The organism is Gaetbulibacter aquiaggeris (assembly GCF_044003965.1).
In the GTDB taxonomy this organism is placed as follows: domain Bacteria; phylum Bacteroidota; class Bacteroidia; order Flavobacteriales; family Flavobacteriaceae; genus Yeosuana; species Yeosuana aquiaggeris.
In genome coordinates this window covers 1,153,642-1,179,192 of the sequence record NZ_JBAWKC010000001.1, presented here as the reverse complement: position 1 = coordinate 1,179,192, position 25,551 = coordinate 1,153,642, and the positions used below count along the sequence as shown (strand labels likewise).

Below are 25,551 nucleotides of genomic sequence, written 5' to 3'. Positions count from 1 at the left end.
TCATAAAATGAAAACAAAGTTTAGTGGAATTCTAACGCTATTCCTAGCGTTAATTGTGCAAATAACATTTGCTCAAGAAAAGACTATCTCAGGTACTGTATCCGATAATTCTGGATTGCCCTTACCTGGGGTTAATATTGTTGTAAGTGGAACAACTAATGGTACTCAAACGGACTTTGATGGTAAATACACCATTAAAGCTAGTGTTGGTAACGTTATTGTTTTTAGTTATGTTGGGCAAAAAACACAAAGCGTAACCGTTGGTGCTTCTAACACAATGAATGTAGTTTTACTTGAAGATGCTCAGGCATTAGAAGAAGTAGTAGTTACTGCGTTAGGTATCAAAAGAGAAGAGAAAGCTCTTGGGTATTCTGTACAAAGCATCAAAGGTGAAGGCTTAACAGAAGCTAGAGAAAGTAATATCTCAAATGCTATTAGTGGTAAGATTGCTGGTGTTCAAGTAACAGGAACTTCTGGTAGTGTAGGAGCGTCTTCTCGTATTGTATTAAGAGGTAACTCTTCAATTACAGGAAACAACGAACCCCTTTATGTAGTTGATGGTGTTCCAATTGATAACAGATCTTATGGAAATGCAGGATCAGGAGGTGGTGTAGACTTACCGAATGGAGCTGCAGATATTAATCCAGATGATATTGAAACAATAACAGTACTTAAGGGCCCTAATGCTGCTGCATTATATGGTCTTAGAGCTGGTAATGGTGTGATTGTTATTACAACTAAAAGAGGTATTGCAGATAAAAAGTTCTCTGTTGCAGTAAATACTAACGTTACTTTTTCAAACCCATTAATTTTACCAGATTATCAAAACTCTTATGGTCAAGGTGATGGAAATTATTTTGAGTTTGTTGATGGAGCTGGTGCTGGAGTTCAAGATGGTGTTGATGAAAGTTGGGGACCAGCTTTAGATACTGGTTTAGAATTTATTCAATGGAATTCAGTGTTATTTGGAGGACAACCTTTACCTTGGAGATCTTATCCTGATAATGTAAAGGATTTCTTAGATACTGGTCTTAGCATGTCTAATAATATATCTTTAACAAATGAAAATTTAAGATTATCTATTGGTAATAGCGAAGAACGAGGAATGGTTCCAAATACAGAATTAAAAAAATTCACAATTGGGTTAAGTGGAAACATGGAAATTGGATCAAAAATGACCGCAGGTATTAATTTAAATTATTTTAATATTGACAGTGATAACATTCCTATTTCTGGTTATAATAATGAAAACCCCTTCCAACAATTCATATGGTCTGCAAGACAGGTTAATTTCGCAGACTTAAGAGATTGGAGAAATTTCCCATTAGCTAATGAAGGTACTGCGGCTGAAGGAACACCATTAAACTGGAATCACAACTTCCAGAATAACCCGTACTGGATATTAGAAACAAATACTAATACATTAGAGAAAGACCGTATAGTAGGAAATATCAATTTAGGATATCAATTAACCGACTTTTTAACTTTAACAACGAAAGTAGGTATAGATTCATATAATCAATTTGAAACCTCTAGACAAGCGAAAGGTAGTAACAATGCTAAAAACGGAACTTATAACGAAATTCAAAGACGTTATGAAGAGATTAATGCAGATGCATTATTAAGTTTCAATAAAGATATTTCTGAAGATTTCACTATTGGTTTAAATGTTGGTGCAAACCACATGAACAGATCATATCATAGCACTAGTGGATTTTTGCCAGGATTGGAATTACCAAACCTATATACATTATCCAATTTATTGACAGGTTCAACGGCTGTGCTTAATAGCTTTGAACAAAATCAAAAAATAAACAGTGTTTATGGTTATGGACAAATAGCATATAAGAATATGGTATTCGTTGACTTTACAGGAAGAAATGACTGGGCCAGTATTTTACCAGTCAAAAACAATTCTTTCTTTTATCCTTCTGTTTCTGCTTCTTTTGTATTATCTGAAATATTTAATACTCAAAATACCAGTCTGAATTTCTTGAAAATAAGAGGTGGATGGTCAGAAGTTGGTAGTACAGGAGCATTAGGACCTTACAATATTAACCAAACCTTTGGATTAACAAATACAGGATTTGGTAATCAAGCATTTGTTCCTAATACACAGTTTAATCCTGATTTAAAGGCTGAAACAGTTACTGGAATTGAATTTGGTTTAGATGCTAAATTATTTAATAATAGAGTACGTTTAGGTGCAACGTATTACGATCAAAAGTCTGAAGATTTATTAGTTCCTATTCAGGTGTCTTCTGCTACAGGTAGTACAAACTCATGGGATAATATAGCAGATATGCAAAATAAAGGTGTTGAATTATCTTTAGGTGTAACTGCAATTAAAACAGACGATCTTAGATTTGACATAGATTTGAACTGGGCTAAAAATGAAAATAAAGTTACATCATTAGGAGAATTAGATAGTTATATTTTAGGTGGACAATGGGGTGTACAGTTACAAGCTATACCAGGTCAACCTTATGGCTCTATAGTAGGTAGAGATTTTGCTAGAACTGATGATGGTCAGGTTATTTATTCAAATGGACTTCCAGTAATTGACCAAAGTCAACAAATAATTGGTAATATCGCTCCAGATTGGACAGGAGGTGCATCTTTTTCATTACAATACAAAGATTTTAGTATTTCAACGCTTATTGATGCAAAAATTGGAGGTGATGTTCATAGTATGACTTACGCTTGGGGTAGATATGCAGGTACTTTAGAAGAAAGTTTAATTGGTCGTGAAGGAGGTGTTATAGGAAACGGTGTTAGATTAGATAACAGTGGTAGCTATGTACAAAATGATGTTGTAGTTCCTGCTAAGGCATTCAACCAAGCTTCTTATAGTAACTCTATAGAGTCTAGTTCTGTTTTTGATGCGTCTTACGTTAAATTAAGACAAATAACAATAGGTTATTCTTTACCTAAAAAATTATTAAAACAGACTCCACTAGAATCAGTTAAATTTTCTGTTGTAGGTAGAAACTTAGCAATATTATATAAAGTGGCTCCACATATTGATCCTGAAACAGGTTTTAGTAGTGCCAACGGAAATCAAGGTCAGGAATTTGGACAATATCCATCCGCTAGAAATATTGGTTTTAACGTAAACTTAAAATTCTAAAAAAAAAACACATGAAAAATATAAAATTAATTTTAATCGCTTTTTTAAGCTTGTCACTCTTTATTGGTTGTGACAACAAATTTGAAGAAGTCAATACAGACCCTAATAATCCGGTGGCAATTCCTGCACATCTATTATTAGGCTATGCACAGCGTTCACATACTAACTCTATATACAGCACATTTGTTGGTGCTGATATGGGGGCTTGTTGGTCGCAACAAATGGCAAAAGTACAATACAATGATGAGGAAAGATATGTTCCAAGACGAGGTGTTATTGATGGTGTTTGGAACAATCAATATACTTTAGTTGCTTCTGAAGGAAAAGCTATTTCAGATTTAGCTGCAATTGATGGAAATCAAGTATTAGAAGGAGTAGGAAAGGTAATGCAAGCAATAGCATTTCAAACTTTAGCTGATATTTTTGGCCCTATTCCGTTTACTGAAGCTCTTGACCCTGCAATATTGAAACCTGCTTATGATGATGAGGCAACGGTTTGGGAAGGTATTAATCAATTACTTACAGATGCTGCTAGCCTTATATCTACTGGAAACGGAAGTATAGTTGCAACTTCTGATCTTTATTACGGTGGTGATTCATCAAAATGGCTAAAACTTGCTAATTCTTTAAAATTCAGAGCTCTTATGAGAATCTCATCTACTAGAAATGTAGGCTCTGAGCTTCAAGCGTTAATCAACGGAGGTAATTTAATGACCTCAAATGCCGATAGTGGTCAAGTATATTATTTAAAGGCTGTACCAGATGCAAACCCACTTTATGAAACTATTGTTGACGGATCTCGTTTAGAATTTAAGATAGGATTAGTAATGGTTGACCTTTTAGAAGGATTAAATGATCCAAGACTGCAAGTATATGCGTCACCAAATGCAAGTGGAAATATTGTTGGAAAACCAGTTGGATACGGCAACGTAATACCTTTACCAAATGAAGATCTTGGTTATACTTATGCTAATATTTCTGGTCTAGGTACTAAATATTTGGATCCAGAATTACCTGGAGTAGTTATGTCATATGCACAGTTATGTTTCTTAAAAGCAGAAGCTGCAAACGAAGGTTATATTTCTGGTGGTCTTGAGGCTGCACAAAATTACTTTAGTGATGGAGTAAAAGCTAGTTTTGCTTTTAATGGTTTAGATGCAACTAGCTATCTTGCTCAAGATGGTATTGGTTTCACCAATCAAGCTGACGGAAGAAATAAAATAGCTACTCAGGAGTATATTTCTTTATTTGGACAAGGTGTAGAATCATGGACAGAATGGAGAAGAAACAAAATACCTGTTTTAGAACCGGCTGCAGAAGGAGATATTGCTCAAATACCGTCTCGTTATTATTACCCAACAACGGAACCATCATTAAATGGTGTAAATTATAGTGCAGCAGCTTCTACAATTGGAGGAGATTTATTAACATCGCCATTATTTTGGCAATAAAAAAAATAAATATGAAAAATATCAAATATTTAGTACTAACAGTACTTACTGTGTTCGCATTTATTTCCTGTGTGGACGATGACAATGATGAATTAACTGGAAATGCCATAACTGGTGGTCTGGTTAGTGTTAATAATGCTCTTATAAGTTATGTAGTTGGAAGTGGTAATACTTATTCAGCATCAGGCTCTGTATATCAGGGAAATGTGCAGGTTACCTCTATCAATATATATAAGTCTTTTCAAACCGTTGGTGGAGATAAATCTGACGAAGTATTTTTTACTTCTGTAGATTTACCAGCAGTAATTGGACAAACTAGTAATTTTAGTTTATCATTTACCTATGAAGACCTTATTGATGGTTTAACATTAAATGGTAGTGCACTGCCTGCAAACGACGGTGAACTAAGTATTGGAGATTTCTGGACTTTAAGATACGCAAGTAATACAAGTACAGGATCTTTAAACTTTAATGGTAGCGTTACAAAAATTGCTGTTGGAACACGATATGCGGGTGTATATAGTACTGAAGAAGCTGCCTATTGGAACTCAGGTAGCTATCTAGGGTCTTGGGCGCCAGCAGACAGAATTATTGAATCTGTTGATGCTACAGTATACAAACACGTTGGACATGCTTATTGGGATGATCAAGAATGGTTTTTCACTGTTGATAACGAAACAGGTTACATCACTGTACTTCCTGAATATCCTGCAGGTACTGGAACTTTAATCAATGGTTCACCAATTATGACTTGTGAAGGTGCAGGTGGAGACTTTGAAATGATTACTTGTGATGCAACAACTTCAAAAGCAACACCTGATGATGTTAACGGAGAAGATATGCTTGAATTTACAGTGGGTTATTTTAGAGGTGTAGGAGCTACCCGCGAATTTTATGAAAAATTAATAAAGCAAGTAGACTAACAATTAAAAAATAAATTAATGAAAAATATAATTAAAATTTTAGCATTAACTTTGAGCGTTTTTGCCCTGATTGTATCTTGTTCTGAAGAAGATTATACTGGACAAAGTACAAAAAAAGCAACAAGCCCAAGTTTAAGCGTAGAACTAGGATTTGACAATTCGCAATCGTTAGTGGAATCTGAAACTAGTTTTCCATTTACGGTGACAATTAGTGAACCACAAATAGCCACAGTAGTTATTAAAATCGCTCAAGTTGGCGGTTCTGCTACTGATGGTGACGACTTTTCTATACCACATTCAGTAAGTATTCCTGTTGGGTCTACTTCTGTTTCTGATGTTATAACTATTCATGCCGACGATCTTGTTGAAGATACTGAAAATGCAATTATTCAAATCGCACTTGGTAACGAAGCTAATGTTGATCCCATAAATAGTGAAACTGTAACTTTTGAAATATTAAACGTTACTGATGGAGACCTTGCAATTGGAATGTCATGGGCAACAAGTCTTGTAACTGATGACCTAGGTGTTGAAATAGAAGCTACAGATTTTGCTGATTTAAGATTATTAGTATCTACTGGCCCAAATAATACTGATGTAATTGGTGAAGCAGATGGCGGATCATTTGAATCATTCGTATTCTCTTCAACAGAAGATGATGGAGAGTATTATGTGGTAGCAGATTTTTGGGATGCTGTTGATATTGAACGAGATATTGATATTACATTAACATTTGATCAAACCGGTGTTATTAATGGACAGACTCATGAATTTCCAGGAGTTTTAAATAATGCTTCTGTTTGTGATGCTTACTTTGCTGTATTAGCTAAATTCACTAAAACTGGTGATACATATACCTTTGAAGAAATTGGCACTAACAGCTTTGCTGTTACGCCATGGTCGGGTACTGATGCAGGCTATGATAGTCAAATTACATCATCTATTGATTGCACGGGATCATTTTTACGAGGTATAAATGCTGAATGGATGTTTGATTTCTGGGGAGAAACTATAGAAAAAGAAGGTAATGTTTATTATACCGTAGATGGTTCTGGTAATGTAACAATTCCTTCACAGTACATTTTCACAACACTTTATAGCGGTTCTAATTATGATTATACAATATCTGGAACTGGCGTGATAGATGGAACAGGAACGCTTACGCTTCAATACTATCTTGATCAGGATGGATTTGATGTAAGTGGTTGGTTACTTGATAATGGTTACTCAACAGTTCCTTATTTCGAAGCTATAATTACTGCAGACTAAATTAATCTTAAGAATTTTTAAAAAGCCATCTTTATATAAGATGGCTTTTTTTATACATATTCATCATTTTTATAAGTACTTTTAAACATAATTTTTTTATTAAAAACTAATGCAAGAAGAAACACAAATTTTTGGAATCAGGGCTATTATTGAAGCCATAAATGCGGGAGAAACCATTGATAAGGTTTTTCTTCAAAAAGGTTTAAAAGGAGAACTGTTTACTGAATTAGAAAGTCTTTTAAGGAAAAATGATGTGAACTGTTCTTACGTTCCTGTTGAAAAGCTTAATAGACTTACTAGAAGTAATCACCAAGGGGCCGTTGCACAAATTTCTCCTATTGCATTTCACGATTTAGAACAGCTCGTTTTAAACGTTATTGAATCAGGTAAAACACCCTTATTCTTATTACTTGACCAAATAAGTGATGTAAGAAACTTTGGTGCTATTATAAGAACGGCTGAATGTACTGGAGTGAATGGTATTATTATTCAAAAAAAAGGAGGCGCACCTGTTAATGGCGATACTATTAAAACCAGTGCCGGTGCGGTTTTTAAAGTTCCTATTTGCAAAGTTGACCATATAAAAGATGCTGTTTTTTACATGCAAGCCTCTGGTATAAAAGTCATAGCGGCCACTGAAAAGACTGAGAACACTTTATATGACGTGTCATTTAAAGAGCCCTGTGCCATTATTATGGGGTCTGAAGACCGCGGTATTAATCCTTCTATTTTAAAAGTAGTTGATGATAAAGCCAAATTACCATTATTGGGAGACATTGAATCACTCAATGTTTCTGTTGCTTGTGGTGCCTTTCTTTATGAAGCAGTGAGACAAAGACTATCTTAGATTCTTAAATTGTTAGACCTCTTGGATTCTTAGAATTAAATTTATTCTTTTTTTTCTTTGTAACTATAATTGATGATAGGTTGAGACTCATCTTTTTCTACTTTATCAAATTCAATGAAATTTCCTTGTTCATCAAAATGCCTTAAAAAAGGATCCTCTTCTGCCTTGTAATTCTCTTCTTCCCATAGATATTTCTTTGCTCTCGGAATTTTCTTTTTAAAATATAATGCAAAGAACAGCCCTGTAAATAAACCAGACAAGTGCCCTTCCCAAGATACGTGTTCTTCTATTGGAAATACATACCAGATCATACTTCCATACAGAAATACCACAAGTAAGGACAACGCAATTAATCGAAAATATTTTGTGAAAACACCCTTAAAAAAAATAAAACTCACTAATACATAAATTAATCCACTAGCTCCAATGTGAAAAGAGGGTCTTCCTATACACCAGGTTAAAAATCCAGATATTAAAATTCCAAAAAATAAAATTTTCCAGGCAATTGGTCTGTAAAAATAAAATAAGGCCAATGACAGTACAAATAAAGGTATGGTATTATGATAAATGTGTTGAATATCACCGTGAATAAATGGGCTTAAAATTATCCCTCTTAATCCTATAATCTCAAGTGGATAGATACCATATTTAGAAAAATTTAAACCAAAACGTACTTCAACCCAAAAAACAATCCATATCATAAGGATCATTAAGATAGGGTAAGCGACTACGCCATTTGAAAACTTAAAATGTTCTTCTTGATTCATAAACATAAAAATAGCAAATAGTCAACCAATAGTATCATAAATGCTAAAATGTCAGTTTATTATCCCATTTATTTTATTAACCCCAAGACCAAAACTTAAAAATTTACTTTAATTTTACGTTTATGAATGAACCATTAGCTGAACGATTAAGACCCAAAACTCTGGATGATTATTTGAGCCAAAACCATTTAATTGGCAAAAATGGTGCTTTAACTCAACAAATAAAACAAGGGCTCATTCCTTCCATGATCTTTTGGGGTCCACCTGGCACTGGAAAAACAACTTTAGCCAATATCATAGCCTCAGAATCCGGCAGACCATTTTATACCCTAAGTGCCATAAATTCTGGCGTGAAGGATATTCGTGATGTCATTGATAAAGCTAAACAAAGTGGCGGCCTTTTCACCACAAAAAACCCCATCTTATTTATTGATGAAATTCATCGGTTTAGCAAATCACAGCAAGATTCCTTATTACAAGCTGTTGAAAAAGGTTGGATCACCCTGATAGGCGCTACCACTGAAAATCCTAGTTTTGAAGTGATCCCCGCACTTCTATCTCGTTGTCAGGTTTATATTCTGAATGCCTTTGAAAAAAATGATTTAGAAATTCTTTTGGATCGAGCTATAAACCAGGATACCTATTTATCTAAAAAAAATATACAGCTTCAGGAAACAACTGCTCTTTTAAGACTCTCTGGTGGTGATGCCAGAAAACTATTAAATATTTTTGAACTAATAATAAATTCAGAAGATACTGATGACATTATTGTTACAGATGAATCTGTTTTAAAAAAAGTTCAAAACAACACTGTTAGATATGACAAAACTGGTGAACAGCACTATGATATCATTTCAGCATTTATAAAATCAATACGAGGAAGTGACCCAAATGCCGCTGTATATTGGCTGGCACGAATGATTGAAGGAGGAGAAGATGTTAAATTTATAGCCAGACGTTTACTTATTTTAGCCAGTGAAGATATTGGTAATGCCAACCCTACGGCACTAGTTATTGCTAATAATACCTTTCAGGCTGTGACCACAATCGGGTTTCCAGAATCCAGAATTATTCTGAGTCAATGTGCTACCTATTTAGCCTGCTCACCCAAAAGTAATGCCGCCTATATGGCCATTAATAAAGCTCAGCAATTGGTGAAGGAAAAAGGTGATTTATCAGTGCCTTTAGAAATAAGGAATGCTCCAACAAAATTAATGAAAGAACTTGGTTATGGTGACAATTATAAATACGCTCATAACTATGAGCAAAATTTTGCTGATCAAGAATTTATGCCAGAGGAACTCAAAGGCTATAAAATCTACGAACCTGGCAATAATCCACGTGAAAAGGCTTACCAAGAATTTTTAAAACAACGATGGAAAGATAAATATGACTACTAGCTATTAAAACTTAATGTTAAGTAATTTCTGTTTTAAAATGCCCTGTTCATAGTATTCAAGAATCCATTGTCCATCCTTATTGAATAAAGTTCCATCTATATCTTGAACCAGAAACACATCTTGTAAACTCGTCCTTTTTATTTTATAAACAACTTTAGGTGTACTATCAACTAATTGAAAACCAATTTCTGTAGCCTGCGCATACAAAATGTCTGAAACATCTTTAGTATTGGAAGGACTTATAGCGGTTTCAATAACCGCAACAGCCGCAACAGCCGCCACTTTTGTCTCTTCCGCAGGTATAACTTCTGCAATCTTTTCCTGCTTTAAAGTCTCCGGCTCCTTCTTTAACTCTTGATTCTCTATAACGGATACTTTATTTTCTTTTGGTTCATATTTATATGATATCGCCTCAAAAGATATAAACGCGTTACGCAAGGCCTCTGTATAAGCTTTTCCAAATTCCTTTTCTCTGGTTTCACCCATAACACTTGTAAAAATCACTTTATCAGTACAATCTTCAAGCTCAACTTTTAATTTTGTCTTAAAAAATCCTGAATCATTAATAACATTCGAATGTAAGGCCAAACATCTGTCTTTAAGCAGATCATCCGGATAATTATCACCTTCTATTAAAGTTAAAAATCCGTATTTTTCGAATAAGAACTTTGTTAATCCATTCAGTCTGTATTCATCTTCTTCTTTCAAAAAATCATACTTTTTAGGAACAATAACATATTTATAATTATTTAAATTAGTTTGAGAAAATGCACTTGAAATAATTGCCAGTGCCATGAGTATTGTAAAAATTTTAATCTTCATTTTCTTGTGTTTTTTTACCTTAACTTATAAAAAAGTTTTAAGTTGAATTAAATTATTTATTTGTTTGATTTTTTGTTCATTGCTATGGTTACTAATATTAAAAAAAATAGTATCCATTCCAATATTATGAGCTCCAAGAATATCTGCTTCATAATTATCACCAATCATGATGCTCTGTTTAACATTTGTTTTTGCTACTTCTATGGCATAATTGAAAATTATAGGGTTGGGTTTCTTTACACCTACTTGCTCTGAATTTGTCACTGTTTTAAAATAATGGTCAATATTAGATTGAGAAAGCTTTTTTTGCTGAACCTCTTCAAATCCATTCGTAATGATATGAAGGTTATACCTGACACTTAAATATTCAAGTACATCAATAGTGTTTTCAAAAAGATGATTAAAAGAAGTAAGGTGCGTGATATAATCCTCAGAAAGTTTAACTATTTTTTCCTTTTTTATCACTTTATTAATGGATAGAAAAGCATCATTTAACCTTCCAAACCTTAATGAGGCTTTATCTATTTTCTCTTCGCGGTATAGTTTCCAATAATTTAGATTAATGGGTTCATAAAAACTTAAAAATTCACTAATATTTACTTCAATCTGATTTAATTGAAAAATCTTTTGAAACGTTAATGAAGAGTTTTTATCAAAATCCCAAAGGGTATGATCTAAATCAAAAAAAACATCGGTTATATTTTCAATTTTCATTTGCTGAATCTAAAATCATATTAAACAACTCCTTAAAACCTTTCCACCTGTCTGAATCGCTAAAAGTATAATTATGAAAAACAGGCACAAATTCTCCATCTACCTGCTTTACCTCATTCATTATTTGATATAACACCTTCTTTTTATCTAATAGAGAATGTGTTTTTAACAAACAGTAATCCATAAGATGGTAAGACCAAAATTTTAGCGGTGTTTGCACTTCATAATCCAAGTCATAAAACAAAAAGGGAGAACAGGTACCGGCCCTAAAACCGATTTCGTTAACATAACCCATAGTATAATCCTCTTGAATCTCTAGTTCAATTAAATTCCTATAAGTTTCTGGCAAATTAAGTTTGGAAAAAGAATTTCTTGAAGCCGTTAAATCGGTATTGATAATGGCCTCCATTCTTAACTTTTCCTTTTTCAATACGACAGGGTCATGAATTGCAAAATAAGAGGCTTTTAAACCCACTTTACAATAATCGGCGACTTGTTTTATAAGTGACACAAATTTCTTTTTATTTGGATTGATTCCTTTGTCATAAGTAGAATAGGCTCCAATTAAAAAAAAGAATAAAAACTTATACTTTGTTTGTTTTTGCTTATTAATGATGTACTTAAACGTATCAAAAGGATCATGCTGAAATCCAAAAATAACCATGTATCTGTAGTACAGCTGTTTTAATTTAAATTCTGCCAGATCTTTAACAGTTCCCCCAAAAGTTCTTAAAATGCCTTTTAGCTTAAAATTATAAGCAGACGGCACATCTATAATGGGTTTTATACTATATACTCTTTTTGTAAATTCAAATTTAGGGTATTGAACCTGTAATTTCTCCTTGAACTTATAGGCCCATATATCTACCACTGGTTGGTGTAAAAAACCATGCTTATAAGCGATACTTTCTGTGGCAGAAAATCTGCCAAATTCATCATTAACATGAGGCAAATACTCTTCATATCTTGAAAGCAAATAAAAAGAGGCCGCAAATATATCAAAGGGAATAGAGCTTTTGTCTCCATTATAAAAGAAGCATTTGGTATTTTCCCAATCATGCACATTTATCTCAATATCCGACAAGCCCTGCTCAAACAAAATTTCGTGGCTTTTAACAAAAACCTCATTCCCAAGTTGTTGCTTTGTATATGACATTTTTAAACTATCATGTGCAATAAACTCTTCAATAGTTGTGGTAAAAGAAACTTCAATACCTAAAAGCCTAGTACAAATATGCTTAAAAACATATCTTAATCTTGGTGTTATTTTATGTGTATAAACTAAAAGCATTACAACAGGTTTTCATCGGCAAAACTAAAGTATGCCTTTTCAGTTACAATTACATGGTCCAGCACTTTTATATCTAAACTTTCTGAAGCCAGTTTAAGTTTATGAGTTAATTGTTTATCAGCTTCACTTGGCTGTAAGTTTCCCGACGGATGATTATGAGCAAGAATAATTCCTGTTGCTCCAACCTCAAGGGCATTCTTGAGCACCAGTCTGACATCAACCAGGGTCCCTGTAATTCCGCCTTTGCTCAACTGGTTTTTTTGAATCACTTTATTAGAATTATTTAAATAAATAATCCAAAATTCTTCATGATGTAGATCACCTATAATGGGCTGCATCAATTCAAAAGCAGAGGCACTTGAAATAATTTTCTTTTTTTCCAAAGCATCTTCACTTCTGCGTCTTCTTCCTAATTCTAAAGCAGCCATAATAGTGATGGCCTTAGCTTCACCAATACCCTTAAAATGCATCAATTGTTTGATTGACAACTTCCCTAAATCACTCAAATTGTTCTCCACACCCGCTAATATCCGCTTTGATAAATCAACCGCGCTTTCTTCTCTATTCCCTGAACCAATTAAAATGGCAACCAGTTCTGCATCGCTTAATGCCGCTTTACCTTTATTTAATAATTTCTCTCTTGGCTGATCATCTTGAGACCAGTTTTTAATAGAAAACGAGGTTGGTTTTTCTTGCATTTGATAAAGATAAATATTGTAAATTTATAAATCAACAATCCCTAATTTAAAATATTTAAGTACTTGAATTATCCACCAAAACATCATCAAGACCACAATATCAACCACATGATAGAGGTTATTAAAACCTACCCGTTAGCCACCTTAATTTCTGTTAAAAATAAGGAGCCTTTGATTACTCACCTGCCTTTAATTTATGATGAGACTACCGGGAATTTGATTGGGCATATAGATTTATACAATCCACAAGCTGAATTGCTTAAAAACAATCAGCCGGTGACAGTTATTTTTTCAGGACCTCAGTGTTATATTTCTCCCAGTATTTATACAACCACTCAATTACCGACCTGGAATTACATTAAAGTACATTTAAAAGGCCATGTCAAGTCCATAAATGATTCTGAGGCTATAAAAGAAAGCATGATAAAAATGACTGAATTTTTAGAACAGCCCGATCACAAATACGTGTTAGAACCCGATAATCCAAGAATGGACGGCGCTATAAATTATGTAAAAGGCTTTGAAATAAGCATTACCCATTGGGAAGGTAAATTTAAGCTCTCACAAGATAAAAAACCAAAAGATATTGCGAACGCCAGAGAAGAACTCATCAAAACAAATCAAGAAAGCATTGCTGACTTTTTAACAAAGGTTTTTTAGAATAATTATTTGCGTTTTTGTTTATTGAGCATCTCTAAGTACATACTTTCAACTTTAGCTCTTGCCCAGGGTGTTTTTCTTAAAAAAGTTAAACTTGATTTTACAGAAGGATTCGTTGTAAAACATTTTATTTTAATAGTGTAGCCCATATATTCCCAACCATAATGAGACACCAAATCGTTTATTATTTGTTCTAATGTAACGCCATGAAGTGGATTATTTGGCTGTGTTTCCATAACTTTTTAATGTCTTCTATCATTACTACGCCTCTCGTTATTACGTTTAGGCTTTCTAGATTTTTTGTTTTTAGAATTACTTGAATCCACCTTATTACTGGACCTGTTTCTTCCTTGTCTTTGCTGTTTTTTTTCAGGTTCTGTAGAGGCATTTGGATCAGGTTCAAAGCCTTCAATAATTTCAACTGGAAGTTTTAAACCCACAAGCTTTTCAATATCACTCAAGAAAGAAGTTTCATCAGCACTTACTAAAGATAAGGCTTCTCCACTGGCTCCTGCTCTACCCGTTCTTCCTATTCTATGTACATAATCTTCAGGAATGTTTGGTAATTCAAAATTAATAACATGAGGTAATAGCGGAATATCCAATCCACGTGCCGCTATATCTGTGGCCACCAAAACCCGAACATTTCCAGTTTTAAAACCTCCCAAAGCCTTCGTCCTGGCGCCTTGACTTTTATTACCATGAATGGCGGCAGCTGTAATTCCAGCAGATACCATTTTTTCACATAGCTTATTGGCCCCGTGTTTTGTTCTTGTAAACACTAAAACCTGTTTCCAATTACCATCAGAAATTAATTTAATTATCAACCCTGTTTTTAATCCCTTTGCTACTCTATATACTTTCTGAGAAATTGCATCTACCGTAGTGTTTTCTGGAGTGGCTTCTACCTGAACCGGATGGTGTAAAATACCATGTGCCAATTTCTTGATATCATGTGAAAATGTTGCAGAAAACATCAAGTTTTGTCTTCTAGATGGCATCAATTTCATAATACGTTCTATATCACGCAAGAAACCCATGTCAAGCATACGATCGGCTTCATCTAAAACTAATATTTCTATTTTTGTCAGAGATAATAATCCTTGGTTATTTAAATCTAATAAACGCCCTGGTGTTGCTACTAAAATATCAACCCCTTGACGTAATTGATTGACTTGTGAATTCTGATTCACTCCCCCAAAAATAACAGCTGATTTTAAATCAAGGAACACACTGTATTCTTTTACATTTTCAAATACCTGAGCAGCCAATTCACGCGTTGGCGTTAAAACCAAAGCTCTGACTGGTCTGTGTCTTAATGTTTGTCCTTGTGACAATAACTGTAATAAGGGTAAAGTGAAACCAGCGGTTTTGCCAGTTCCTGTTTGCGCCGAAGCTAAAATATCTTTTCCTTCTAAAATTGGTGGAATGGCCTTTTGTTGAATAGGACTAGGCGTTGTATAGCCCTTTTTGCTAATAGCTTTTAGCAAGGCTTCAGATAAGCCTAAGGTGTTAAATGACATATAAATTATTTGGTAAATGACCATCTAATTGTTAGTGTCATTCTTTTATTAAGCGGCAAAGGTACACTTATTTATTTGATACTGAGTAGAAGTTTTGCTTTGTGAAAAAAAATCATGAACTAGATTGCAACAATCAAGAGAGAATTTTCGAATTAATAATATATTTGGAGGCAAATTAAAAGTACTCTCTATACTGCAGTACTCTAAAATCAAACGTATTAAATTTAGTATTTCTGCTTTTAAGTTGCTGATATAAAGGCATACTTCCTATAGCTCTGTTGGCACTGCCAGAAGCCGACGTTAATGAAACTGTTTTGATCTGTCGCTCATTAAGAGTAAACCGATGAATTCTCGGTATTTCATTAGACAGCATTTCAAGTTTCAACCCTTGTTCCTTGAGATGTTTCCTAAAAAAATATTCCGGCCCATTTTTACTATTACCACCTGTAAACAAGAGTGTTTCAACCTTTGGATATTTCCTTAAATAAGCAACTAAGTTGCGTAAAACAATATTTTTCATGCCTAAATCTGAGGCATCTATTTTATCTCTTTCACAAGATTCCACAATATCGCAAACACCAATTTTACGGTTAATTAAAAATCGTTTACGCTGCTGAATGGCTTCTTGAGAGTTATCAAAACGCAGTTTTAAATCATGAATTTTATCAATAAATAACCACAATGAATTGTAATAACTTCCGTAACAAAAATCAACATCCTTTTCTAAAAGCTCTCCGGTTGAAAAACGAGGAGGTGGCAAGGTACCAACAATTAATTTGGTGGTATCCTTTTTAATAAATGGCATATATGGATGCTGGTGTTTAAACACGTATTTAAAAAAATATTTATTAAATGAATTAAAAGACAAAAAGTAATCATTAGCTAAAAATAGACTCTTACAAAAGGCACCCATGCCTCTGAGTAAATACTCTTATTTCTATCATAAAGCACATCAAATCTAATTCCAAAAGTTACTGGTCCGCTGTTATATCCCACTCCTAAAAATATGGCCGGATACCAGTAATTTTCATCTGCAAAACCGGTTCTGCTATCCCATTTTCTGCTTACATTAAGTTCTTCAAATTCGGCAGAAAGCTGAATTGCAGTTATAGGATTTACCAAACCCACTATACTAGCTCCAATAATAGATGATTTATACAAATCTTTCTGGGTGTTGTAAGTACCGCTTAACCCAAGGCCTAGAGCCACTTGCTCATTAAATTGATAAATGGCACTTGGTGCCAGTGTTCCACTAAAAAAGCCATCTCCAAAACTTAAACCAATACCACCGCCAAAGCGCACATGATTCCAAAAATCACTTGAAGTACCAATAGATTTGTTATTTTGCGCCAATAAAGGGAATGAAAATATAAAAAACAGGACTATTGAAATGGTCATTTTTTTATAATAATCAATAGATTTTTTCATAGCATCTTTTTTTTGTTGTATCCATACTCAAACTAAAATAATATTAAATTATTATAAATTTCGAGGTTTGAAAAAAATATTTAGTCGCCCCCCTTTGGTTTTTTAAAACACAAACCTCCAATTGACAAAGTATAAAAACCAAAACGAATCAATGAGTTACTTGTTTATTTCTATAAATTTTTGTATTTTATTACTTCCAAAATACACTAAATTATGGGTAAAGGAGACAAAAAAACAAAGCGCGGAAAAATAAACAGAGGTACTTTTGGTACCAGAAGACCTAGAATAAAAAAAAGACGTTCAGTTGAAAATAAATTAGATATCAACAATAAGGCAACTGCAAAATAATTACCTTATAAATACCAAGTGATTATCTTTTGACATGGCTTCGCTAAAACCATAGCCCTCATAATTAAAGCCTTTAATATCATCTAACGTTTTTGCATTGGTATCTATTATATGACGCGTCATAAGTCCGCGTGCTAATTTTGCAAAAATGCCAATTATTTTATATTCGCCTTTATTAAAGTCTTTAAATTCAATGTGAGTCACAGGCACTTTAAGTGACTTGGTATCAATAACCTTAAAATACTCACTGCTAGCAAGATTTAAAAATAACTCATCCTCCTGAAGTTCTTCATTTAAAGCTTTGGTAACTGCTTTACTCCAATACTGATATAAGTTCTTATGCTTACCAACAGGCATTTTTGTGCCCATTTCTAAACGATACGGCTGTATTAAATCCATAGGTTTTAAAACACCATATAAACCCGAAAGTATTCTAACGGTACTTTGAAGGGTATCTAATTGATCTTCCTTGATGGTATAGGCATCCAAACCTCTGTAAACATCACCATTAAAAGCATAAATGGCCTGACGTGCATTTTCATTTGTAAAAGGCAATTGCCATTCTTGGTTGCGCTCATAATTAAGTTGTCCCAAAGCGTCTGAGATGCTCATAAGCTTTGACAAACTTTTTGCCGATTTCTTTTTTAGTAGCTTATTAAGGCGCTCTGACTCTTTTAAAAATAAAGCTTGAGTAGCTTGGGTGGTTGGCAATTTAGTTTCAAAATCCAGCGATTTTGCAGGTGATAAAACAAGTTTCATAACATCATCAGTTTGTATTTCAGTTCAAATTTACAATTACTGCATAAGATTGAAAAATGTACATTACAATTATTTATAATAGTTAGATAGATTGAAGTGATAGTATCTTCTCATTAAAAATCGTCTTCTTCTAATTTTAAACCGATTTTAGATAACAAAATAATAAGAGTATTAACTTAAAAAAAAGCTAACTAACATGAAAACAGATTTAATAGCTTTTGGTCGGTTATAAGAAAATAAAATCAGTGTTTTATGTAAACATATCAAGTAATTATATAACTAATCCTGTTAATAATTAATAATCTTTGTTATGACTATTAACACGAATCTATAAAATAATGAAAACAAACAAAAAATCTTTACCTAAAACTATTAGTGTACTATTAATCATATGTACCTTGTCGTTTTCCACTGACATGAATGCGGCTACTCCATTAAATTTTGCAGATAGTGTATCAGAATTTTTCCATAATTTATTTAATGGTCGTCACAAAAAGCATCAAAAAAGTGAAGGTGCTAATAATGCCAATAATGCTAATAATGCTAATAATGCTAATAATGAGCATAATGAAGGTGGTGGTAACAACCAGAATAATGGAGATTCCATTCCATTAGATGGCGGTCTTGGAATCCTAGTAATTAGTGCTGCTGCTTTTGGAGTAAAAAAATTACGCAACAATAAAAATAATTCTTTGCTTTAACAATTAAACGCAATTTAATTGCGTTTTTACTCTATATCCTGATGTTTTACATATAAGCGCCATTTTTCAATACACTGCTGCATATCCTCAGGAATTTCTGATTCAAAACGCATAAACTCACCAGTTTTAGGATGGATAAACCCCAATGTTTTAGCATGCAACGCTTGGCGTGGTAATATTTTAAAACAATTATCTACAAATTGCTTGTACTTGGTAAACGTTGTGCCTTTTAATATTTTTTCACCACCATAACGCTCATCATTAAAAAGCGTATGTCCAATATGTTTCATGTGCACCCGTATTTGATGCGTTCTGCCAGTTTCTAACTTACATGACAGCAAAGTGACATAACCCAACCGTTCTAAGACCTTATAATGTGTGATGGCCGGTTTCCCTTTATCCGCGTCATCTCCAAAATAGACGGTGTTTTGTAGTCTGTTTTTAGGGTGTCTGCCTATATTACCTTCTACGGTCCCTTCTTCATTTTCAACATTTCCCCAGACTAAAGCCACATATTCGCGTTCGCTGGTTTTTTCAGCAAACTGAAGCGATAAATGTGCCATGGCCTGCTCTGTTTTAGCAATGACCAAAAGTCCACTGGTATCTTTATCAATTCTGTGAACCAGCCCAGGGCGATCACTGGAGTTATTTGGTAAATTATCAAATCTATAAATAAGGGCATTTATTAAAGTGCCTGAATAATTGCCATGCCCAGGATGCACTACCATACCCGCAGGTTTATTTACTACCAGCAAAGTGTCATCTTCATAAACAACATCTAAAGGAATATCTTCTCCAACCAACAAATTTTCATAAGGAGGATGGGCAAACAACACTTTAATCACATCATAAGGCTTTACCTTATAATTTGATTTTACGGGCACACCATTTACAAAAATACTGCCATTTTTGGCACCTTCCTGGATTTTGTTCCTTGTCGCATTTTCAATGCGATTCATTAAGTATTTATCTATACGAAGTGGTGATTGGCCTTTATCCACTGTAAATGCATGATGTTCATACAGATCATCATTATCATCTTCTGGCACGTTTGAAATATAGTCTTCTATCATTAGTCTGGTCTGTTTCCATTACCAAGTACTAAATCAATTTTTGATGTTTTAGGTAACATTGCTCCCGGTTTAATTTCTTTTCCTTCAAACGTCATTTTAAGCACCATATCCTTCCCAATATTATCAACATAAGTGACTTTTCCAATTGTAAAACCTATGGCCTCAAGGGTTGGTTTTGCTTGTCTGAAAGTCTGTTCTTTTAAATCTGGCACAGACATTTTTCTGTAACCTGAAGGATTTAGCGTGATATAAATTTTTCTGTCCTTTTTAACCTTGGTGCCTGCTTTTGGATCTTGTTCAATCACTGAGAACCTCGCGTATTTCGGATTAAAATTGGCCGAGTCCTGAATTTTAAGTTCTAAATTATTTTGTTCAAGTTCTATTTGAGCAACACTTATTGATTTACCGGTAAGGTTGGGCACCGTCTGAAAATCAGCGTGATTAGTTGAAATGTTTAACCATTTTAATAGTATAAAACTTAATACTATTATGGCAACAACGGCCAATCCCAATTGTTTAAAAAAGGTTTTACTAGAAAGGAATTTAATAAGGCTCATGGATATTCAATAGTTTTGACAAAACTAAACAATTTTATGTTTTAAAATTTAATTGGTTTAATTTTCGTTTGTATTATATACGTTGCACCCTTTGAAAAAAGTTTAAAAAGTTGCAATAATTTTTTTCCTGACACGATTGTTTGGAATAAATAAGTGATATTTTTACAAAACGTCTTTTACTAAAGAAATATTTGATTTAAGAAACCTGATTGACGACATGAAAAAAAATATTGCTATCATTATGGGAGGTTATTCCAGTGAATATGAAATCTCATTGAAAAGTGGAAACGTTGTTTTTGAAACTTTAAACCCTTCAAAATACAATGCCTATCGCATTCATGTTTTTAAAGATAAATGGGTGTATGTTGACACTAGCAATAAGGAATTCCCTATAGATAAAAATGATTTTTCAGTAACTGTAAACCAATCAAAAATTAGCTTTGATTGCGTATTTAATGCGATTCATGGTTCTCCGGGAGAAGACGGTTTTATGCAAGCTTATTTTAAACTTCTAAACATACCACAAACCAGTTGTGGCATGTATCAGGCAAGTTTGACCTTTAACAAGCGTGATTGCTTAAGTGTATTAAAACCTTATGGTATTAAAACGGCGGAATCTTTTTATGTTAATTTAGGTGACACCATCAATGAAGACGCCATCATTAAAAAAGTAGGCTTACCGTGCTTTGTAAAAGCAAATAAAGCCGGAAGTAGTTTTGGAATCACTAAAGTCTATAAAAAAGACGATTTACAACAAGCTATTGAGGTTGCTTTTAAAGAAGATGATGAAATTATTATTGAATCGTTTTTAGATGGCACCGAAGTGTCTGTTGGTGTGATTACCTATAAAGGCACCACCAAAGTATTGCCCATCACAGAAATAGTATCTAACAATGACTTTTTTGATTACAAAGCTAAATATCTGGGCGAATCTCAGGAAATTACCCCGGCACGCCTATCAAAAGAACAAGAAAACAAAGTAAATAAGGTAGCCAAACAGGTGTATGAGGTTTTAAAAATGAAAGGTTTTTCAAGAAGTGAGTATATTTTTAAAGATGGAGAACCTCATTTACTTGAAGTCAATACGGTGCCTGGTTTAACCAGACAAAGCATCTTACCACAGCAAGCCGCATGCGCCGGCATCAGTCTTAGTGAGTTATTTGATAATGCTATTGAAGAAGCTTTAAAATAAAAATTGTAATTTTAAATTATGAAGAAAGCACTTTTTCCTGGATCTTTTGATCCCTTAACATTAGGACACGTTGATATTATTAAACGTGGTGTGGCATTATTTGATGAAGTGATTGTAGCTATTGGTATCAACTCAGAGAAAAATTATATGTTCTCTTTAGAAGAGCGGAAACATTTCATTGAAGACACTTTTAAAGACGAACCAAAGGTTAAAGTGGTAACTTATGAAGGCTTAACCGTTCAATTTTGTAAAGAAATAAAAGTGCCTTTCATATTACGCGGCTTAAGAAATCCGGCTGATTTTGAGTTTGAAAAAGCCATAGCTCATACCAACAGGCAACTTTCAAAAATAGAAACCGTTTTCTTATTAACCTCTGCAAGAACCTCTTTTATCAGCTCAAGTATTGTACGGGATGTGATTAGGAACCATGGCGATTATACTGTTTTGGTGCCCGATAGTGTTAGGGTCAAGTAATCTAAAGTTTATATTCTCCCAATCCTTTTGTAAAGGCTTCAGGGTTTTCGGCTAAATGATATCTTGGATCGTCAATGTCTTCTTCAATGACTTCATGAAACTTAGGATTCGATTTGTAAAGCAATATTTTACAATCTTCACTTAAGTGCTTAAGTTTTATTGATTTGCCTTCAGCTTCATATTTATTTACCAGATTAAAAATAGCTTCAATGGCGGAATGATCGCTGATACGAGATTCCACAAAGTCAATCTCCACCTTTTCCGGATCGTTTTTAACATCAAACTTATCATTAAAAGCTATTATAGAACCAAAAAATAATGGCCCCCAGATTTCATACACTTTAGTGCCATCTTCACGCATGCGCTTGCGGGCTCTAATACGTTTGGCATTTTCCCATGAAAATACCAAGGCGCTCATGATAACCCCAGCAATCACCGCAATAGCCAAATCAAACATCACAGTTAAAGCTGAAACGGCCACTAAAACAATCACGTCACTTAAAGGAATCTTATTTAAAATTCTAAAACTACTCCAAGCAAAAGTGCCTATAACCACCATAAACATGACACCTACTAATGCCGCAATTGGCACTTGCTCAATGAGTCCTGATGCAAATAAAACAAATACTAATAAGGCTAAAGCGGCCACAATACCAGACAACCTTCCTCTTCCGCCTCCTTTAATATTAATCAATGATTGACCAATCATAGCACAACCTCCCATTCCACCAAAAAATCCAGTCACAATATTGGCGCCACCTTGAGCTAAACACTCACGGTTGGTATCCCCTCTGGTTTCAGTCAACTCATCAACCAAATTAAGGGTCATTAATGATTCAATGAGTCCAATAGCCGCCAGTATTAAGGCATACGGAAAGATGAATTTTATAGTTTGAAAATTGAAAGGCACTTTACTGAAAATATCAAATTGAAATTGTGGCAAACCGCCTTTTAAACCTTCTCCTCCACCATCTCTAATAAAACTTCCAACCGTAGCTACATCCAGTTTGCCAAAAATAACAATGGCTGAGACCACCAAAATAGCAATCAGGGCTTCAGGTAGTTTTTTGGTAAGTTTTGGCAAGCCAAACATAATTCCTATAGTTAAAGCAACCAGACCTACCATAATTAAAAGTTGTGAGCCTTGCATCCAGACCATCTCTCCGTCTTCATAAGTCATAAACATTTTTAATTGAGACAAGAAAATAACGATGGCTAAACCATTAACAAATCCCATCATAACCGGATGTGGAATTAAACGAATAAATTTACCGAGTTTTAAAAACCCGGCTAACATTTGTATAACTCCCATTAAAATAACAGTAGCGAACAAGTAATAGAGTCCTAAATTCTCTGATTCAGCACCCATGGCATTCCCTTCTGCCACTAAAGCCACCATAACCACTGCCAAGGCACCGGTAGCACCACTAATCATCCCTGGGCGCCCTCCAAAAACGGCTGTTATAAACCCAACCATAAAAGCGGCATACAAGCCAACCAACGGATCAACACCTGCAACAAAAGCAAAAGCAACGGCCTCTGGCACTAAAGCCAGTGCTACAGTGAATCCACTTAAAATATCATTTTTGGCGTTGGCCGTTTGCTTTCTTATAAATTCTTCCATGGTTCTATTTTTGAAGCGGCAAATTTACAGTTAATATAAAGATGACCAAGCCTTTATTTTTAATAATTCCTTAATTTAGACCATTAAATCGCGTGAAATGAAATTATTTTCTGTTGCTGCACTTCTTATTTTAATCATATCGTGTAATCCTTCTATTAAAAATGAGAATGATGATTTTGAAACTCCTTTTGAAAAATCTGATGGTTTTGAAACGGCTACCTATGATGAAACGATTTTATATTATAAAAATTTAGCAAATAAATACCGTAAGATTTCCATTCAAGAAATAGGAGAAACAGATTCTGGGAAACCATTACATCTGGTCACTTTTAATCCCGATAAAGAATTTAATTTTAAAACTATTCATAAATCAAAAAACATCATACTCATAAATAATGGCATTCATCCTGGCGAATCGGATGGTATTGATGCCTCTATGATGTTATTTAGAGATTTAGCAACTGGAAAAATTGAAACACCTAAAAATACGGTTTTAGTCACCATTCCCATTTATAATGTTGGCGGTAGTTTGAACAGAAACTCAACCACACGAACGAACCAAAATGGCCCCAGAGCATATGGCTTTAGAGGTAATGCCAGAAACTATGATTTGAACAGAGACTTTATCAAATGTGACACTAAAAACGCCAGGACATTTACTCAAATATTTCATTTGGTAAAACCAGATGTTTTTATTGATAATCATGTAAGTAATGGAGCCGATTACCAATATGCCTTAACCCATTTATTCACTCAACACGATAAACTGGGTGGTACTTTAGGAAATTATATTCAAAATAAAATGATGCCGGAACTGGAACAAAAATTAGCTACAAAAGAATGGGGCATCACACCATATGTTAATGTTTTCAACCGAGTGCCTGATACTGGATTTAGTCAGTTTTTTGATCATGCCAGATATTCAACAGGTTATACCACTCTATGGAATACATTAGGAATGATAGTAGAAACACATATGCTAAAGCCTTATAAACAGCGTGTTGAAGGCACGTATGAACTTATGAAAAGTATGATTGAAATCGTGGAAGAAGATCAATCAGCTATTTCTTCATTAAGAAATGAGACGAACAATAATTTTAAAGAAGGATCGGCCTATCCTCTTAACTGGGTCATAGATTCAACAAAAACAACGACTTTAAACTTTAAAGGCTATGAAGGTGAAACCATAACTAGTGAGATTACGGGATTTCCAAGATTAAAATATAACAGAGACACACCTTTTACCAAACCTGTAACCTATTATAATTATTTCAAACCAAGTGATGAAGTTACTATTCCCAAAGCCTACATCATACCTCAAGGTTGGTTTAATATAATTGATTTATTAAAACTAAATGCGGTTAAAATGGGGCGTTTTGATGCCTACACAACCATATCTGTGGAATCATATAAAATTAAATCTTACGAAACGGTAAAAACACCTTTTGAAGGTCATTATATACATTACAATACAACTTTAGACGTGAAAACTGAAAAGATCACTTTTGCTAAAGGTGATTATATAATTCATACCAATCAATCCGCCATAAGATATTTATTAGAAACCTTGGAACCACAAGCGCCAGACTCTTTTTTTAACTGGAATTTCTTTGACACTATTTTACAACAAAAGGAAGGTTTTTCACCCTATATCTGGGAAGATTTAGCCCTGGAACTATTGGATAAAAACCCTGATTTAAAAACAACTTTTGAGGCCAAAAAAACAACTGATACCACTTTCGCAAACAGCTGGTATGCTCAACTAGACTGGTTACACCAACAAAGTGACCATTATGAAAAAGCGCATTTGCAATATCCTGTTTATAGAATTATTAATTAGACTTTGCGATTGATTTTTTACCAAAAAAATGATAACTTTGTTTAACTGCTGATATAGGCC

The 25,551-nt window shown here is 33.9% G+C and carries 25 protein-coding genes; 12 read left to right on the top strand and 13 right to left on the bottom strand.

Annotated features, from left to right (window positions below; translation table 11 throughout):
- The first annotated feature begins 7 nt into the window (after positions 1–7).
- The 5 genes from V8G56_RS04955 (at position 8) to rlmB (ending at position 7,620) form a co-directional block, all read left to right on the top strand.
- The gene (locus tag V8G56_RS04955; protein ID WP_395437343.1) at positions 8–3,130 is read left to right on the top strand and encodes a SusC/RagA family TonB-linked outer membrane protein; all 3,123 of its coding nucleotides are present in this window, start codon (positions 8–10) and stop codon (positions 3,128–3,130) included.
- An 11-nt stretch (positions 3,131–3,141) separates the two neighbouring features.
- Positions 3,142–4,581 (top strand): SusD/RagB family nutrient-binding outer membrane lipoprotein, encoded by a 1,440-nt coding sequence (locus tag V8G56_RS04950; RefSeq protein WP_395437342.1) that lies wholly within the window; start codon positions 3,142–3,144, stop codon positions 4,579–4,581.
- A gap of 11 nt (positions 4,582–4,592) precedes the next feature.
- Positions 4,593–5,504, top strand: coding sequence for a hypothetical protein (locus V8G56_RS04945; protein ID WP_395437341.1), 912 nt, complete (start codon positions 4,593–4,595; stop codon positions 5,502–5,504).
- An 18-nt stretch (positions 5,505–5,522) separates the two neighbouring features.
- Positions 5,523–6,773, top strand: a complete 1,251-nt coding sequence (locus V8G56_RS04940; protein WP_395437340.1) for a hypothetical protein — start codon at positions 5,523–5,525, stop codon at positions 6,771–6,773.
- 109 nt (positions 6,774–6,882) lie between these two features.
- Positions 6,883–7,620: a 23S rRNA (guanosine(2251)-2'-O)-methyltransferase RlmB gene (gene rlmB / locus V8G56_RS04935; protein ID WP_395437339.1), complete on the top strand. Its 738-nt coding sequence runs from the start codon at positions 6,883–6,885 to the stop codon at positions 7,618–7,620.
- Between the two features lie 41 nt (positions 7,621–7,661).
- Here rlmB and V8G56_RS04930 read toward each other — a convergent pair whose 3' ends face one another.
- A complete protein-coding gene (locus V8G56_RS04930; protein ID WP_395437338.1) occupies positions 7,662–8,387 on the bottom strand; it encodes a rhomboid family intramembrane serine protease in 726 nt (241 codons plus the stop codon).
- Between the two features lie 122 nt (positions 8,388–8,509).
- Between V8G56_RS04930 and V8G56_RS04925 the strand changes: the two genes are divergently transcribed.
- Positions 8,510–9,787 (top strand): replication-associated recombination protein A, encoded by a 1,278-nt coding sequence (locus tag V8G56_RS04925; protein ID WP_395437337.1) that lies wholly within the window; start codon positions 8,510–8,512, stop codon positions 9,785–9,787.
- Positions 9,788–9,790: 3 nt separating this feature from the next.
- Here V8G56_RS04925 and V8G56_RS04920 read toward each other — a convergent pair whose 3' ends face one another.
- The 4 genes from V8G56_RS04920 to radC are packed head-to-tail and all read right to left on the bottom strand — an operon-like array spanning position 9,791 to position 13,312.
- Complete coding sequence (locus tag V8G56_RS04920; RefSeq protein ID WP_395437336.1) at positions 9,791–10,609, bottom strand: hypothetical protein; 819 nt, start codon at positions 10,607–10,609, stop codon at positions 9,791–9,793.
- A 24-nt stretch (positions 10,610–10,633) separates the two neighbouring features.
- Positions 10,634–11,323 (bottom strand): YjjG family noncanonical pyrimidine nucleotidase, encoded by a 690-nt coding sequence (locus V8G56_RS04915; RefSeq protein ID WP_395437335.1) that lies wholly within the window; start codon positions 11,321–11,323, stop codon positions 10,634–10,636.
- Entirely contained in the window at positions 11,313–12,614 is a 1,302-nt protein-coding gene (locus tag V8G56_RS04910) for a polysaccharide deacetylase family protein (RefSeq protein WP_395437334.1), read from the bottom strand. The genes V8G56_RS04915 and V8G56_RS04910 overlap by 11 nt, the downstream gene beginning before the upstream one ends.
- A complete protein-coding gene (gene radC, locus V8G56_RS04905; RefSeq protein ID WP_395437333.1) occupies positions 12,614–13,312 on the bottom strand; it encodes a RadC family protein in 699 nt (232 codons plus the stop codon). Before radC ends, V8G56_RS04910 begins: the two co-directional genes overlap by 1 nt.
- A gap of 63 nt (positions 13,313–13,375) precedes the next feature.
- Here radC and V8G56_RS04900 point away from each other — a divergent pair, with 63 nt between their 5' ends.
- Positions 13,376–13,972 carry an FMN-binding negative transcriptional regulator gene (locus V8G56_RS04900; RefSeq protein WP_395437332.1) on the top strand — a complete coding sequence of 199 codons (597 nt, stop codon included), beginning with the start codon at positions 13,376–13,378 and terminating at the stop codon, positions 13,970–13,972.
- Between the two features lie 5 nt (positions 13,973–13,977).
- Here V8G56_RS04900 and V8G56_RS04895 read toward each other — a convergent pair whose 3' ends face one another.
- The 4 genes from V8G56_RS04895 to V8G56_RS04880 form a co-directional block, all read right to left on the bottom strand.
- Positions 13,978–14,208 carry a VF530 family protein gene (locus V8G56_RS04895; protein ID WP_395437331.1) on the bottom strand — a complete coding sequence of 77 codons (231 nt, stop codon included), beginning with the start codon at positions 14,206–14,208 and terminating at the stop codon, positions 13,978–13,980.
- A gap of 6 nt (positions 14,209–14,214) precedes the next feature.
- On the bottom strand, positions 14,215–15,495 hold the full coding sequence (locus tag V8G56_RS04890) for a DEAD/DEAH box helicase (protein WP_395437330.1): 1,281 nt from the start codon (positions 15,493–15,495) through the stop codon (positions 14,215–14,217).
- A 175-nt stretch (positions 15,496–15,670) separates the two neighbouring features.
- The gene (locus V8G56_RS04885) at positions 15,671–16,300 is read right to left on the bottom strand and encodes a uracil-DNA glycosylase family protein (protein WP_395437329.1); all 630 of its coding nucleotides are present in this window, start codon (positions 16,298–16,300) and stop codon (positions 15,671–15,673) included.
- A gap of 77 nt (positions 16,301–16,377) precedes the next feature.
- Entirely contained in the window at positions 16,378–16,923 is a 546-nt protein-coding gene (locus tag V8G56_RS04880; RefSeq protein ID WP_395437328.1) for an alpha-ketoglutarate decarboxylase, read from the bottom strand.
- Between the two features lie 213 nt (positions 16,924–17,136).
- Between V8G56_RS04880 and V8G56_RS04875 the strand changes: the two genes are divergently transcribed.
- Positions 17,137–17,271 (top strand): 30S ribosomal protein THX, encoded by a 135-nt coding sequence (locus tag V8G56_RS04875; RefSeq protein WP_395437327.1) that lies wholly within the window; start codon positions 17,137–17,139, stop codon positions 17,269–17,271.
- On the opposite strand, the gene yaaA is transcribed toward V8G56_RS04875, so the two are convergent.
- A complete protein-coding gene (gene yaaA, locus V8G56_RS04870; RefSeq protein ID WP_395437326.1) occupies positions 17,272–18,030 on the bottom strand; it encodes a peroxide stress protein YaaA in 759 nt (252 codons plus the stop codon).
- A gap of 338 nt (positions 18,031–18,368) precedes the next feature.
- Between yaaA and V8G56_RS04865 the strand changes: the two genes are divergently transcribed.
- A complete protein-coding gene (locus V8G56_RS04865; protein WP_395437325.1) occupies positions 18,369–18,731 on the top strand; it encodes a PID-CTERM protein-sorting domain-containing protein in 363 nt (120 codons plus the stop codon).
- A 26-nt stretch (positions 18,732–18,757) separates the two neighbouring features.
- Here the strand turns inward: V8G56_RS04865 and V8G56_RS04860 are convergent, their stop codons facing one another.
- Entirely contained in the window at positions 18,758–19,804 is a 1,047-nt protein-coding gene (locus V8G56_RS04860) for an RluA family pseudouridine synthase (RefSeq protein ID WP_395437324.1), read from the bottom strand.
- Positions 19,804–20,361 (bottom strand): PASTA domain-containing protein, encoded by a 558-nt coding sequence (locus V8G56_RS04855; RefSeq protein ID WP_395437323.1) that lies wholly within the window; start codon positions 20,359–20,361, stop codon positions 19,804–19,806. The genes V8G56_RS04860 and V8G56_RS04855 overlap by 1 nt, the downstream gene beginning before the upstream one ends.
- A gap of 217 nt (positions 20,362–20,578) precedes the next feature.
- Between V8G56_RS04855 and V8G56_RS04850 the strand changes: the two genes are divergently transcribed.
- Positions 20,579–21,553 (top strand): D-alanine--D-alanine ligase, encoded by a 975-nt coding sequence (locus V8G56_RS04850; protein WP_395437322.1) that lies wholly within the window; start codon positions 20,579–20,581, stop codon positions 21,551–21,553.
- Between the two features lie 18 nt (positions 21,554–21,571).
- A complete protein-coding gene (gene coaD, locus V8G56_RS04845) occupies positions 21,572–22,027 on the top strand; it encodes a pantetheine-phosphate adenylyltransferase (protein WP_395437321.1) in 456 nt (151 codons plus the stop codon).
- A gap of 1 nt (position 22,028) precedes the next feature.
- Here coaD and V8G56_RS04840 read toward each other — a convergent pair whose 3' ends face one another.
- Positions 22,029–23,651: a SulP family inorganic anion transporter gene (locus V8G56_RS04840; protein ID WP_395437320.1), complete on the bottom strand. Its 1,623-nt coding sequence runs from the start codon at positions 23,649–23,651 to the stop codon at positions 22,029–22,031.
- A gap of 97 nt (positions 23,652–23,748) precedes the next feature.
- Here V8G56_RS04840 and V8G56_RS04835 point away from each other — a divergent pair, with 97 nt between their 5' ends.
- Complete coding sequence (locus V8G56_RS04835; RefSeq protein ID WP_395437319.1) at positions 23,749–25,491, top strand: M14 family metallopeptidase; 1,743 nt, start codon at positions 23,749–23,751, stop codon at positions 25,489–25,491.
- Positions 25,492–25,551 lie beyond the last annotated feature (60 nt).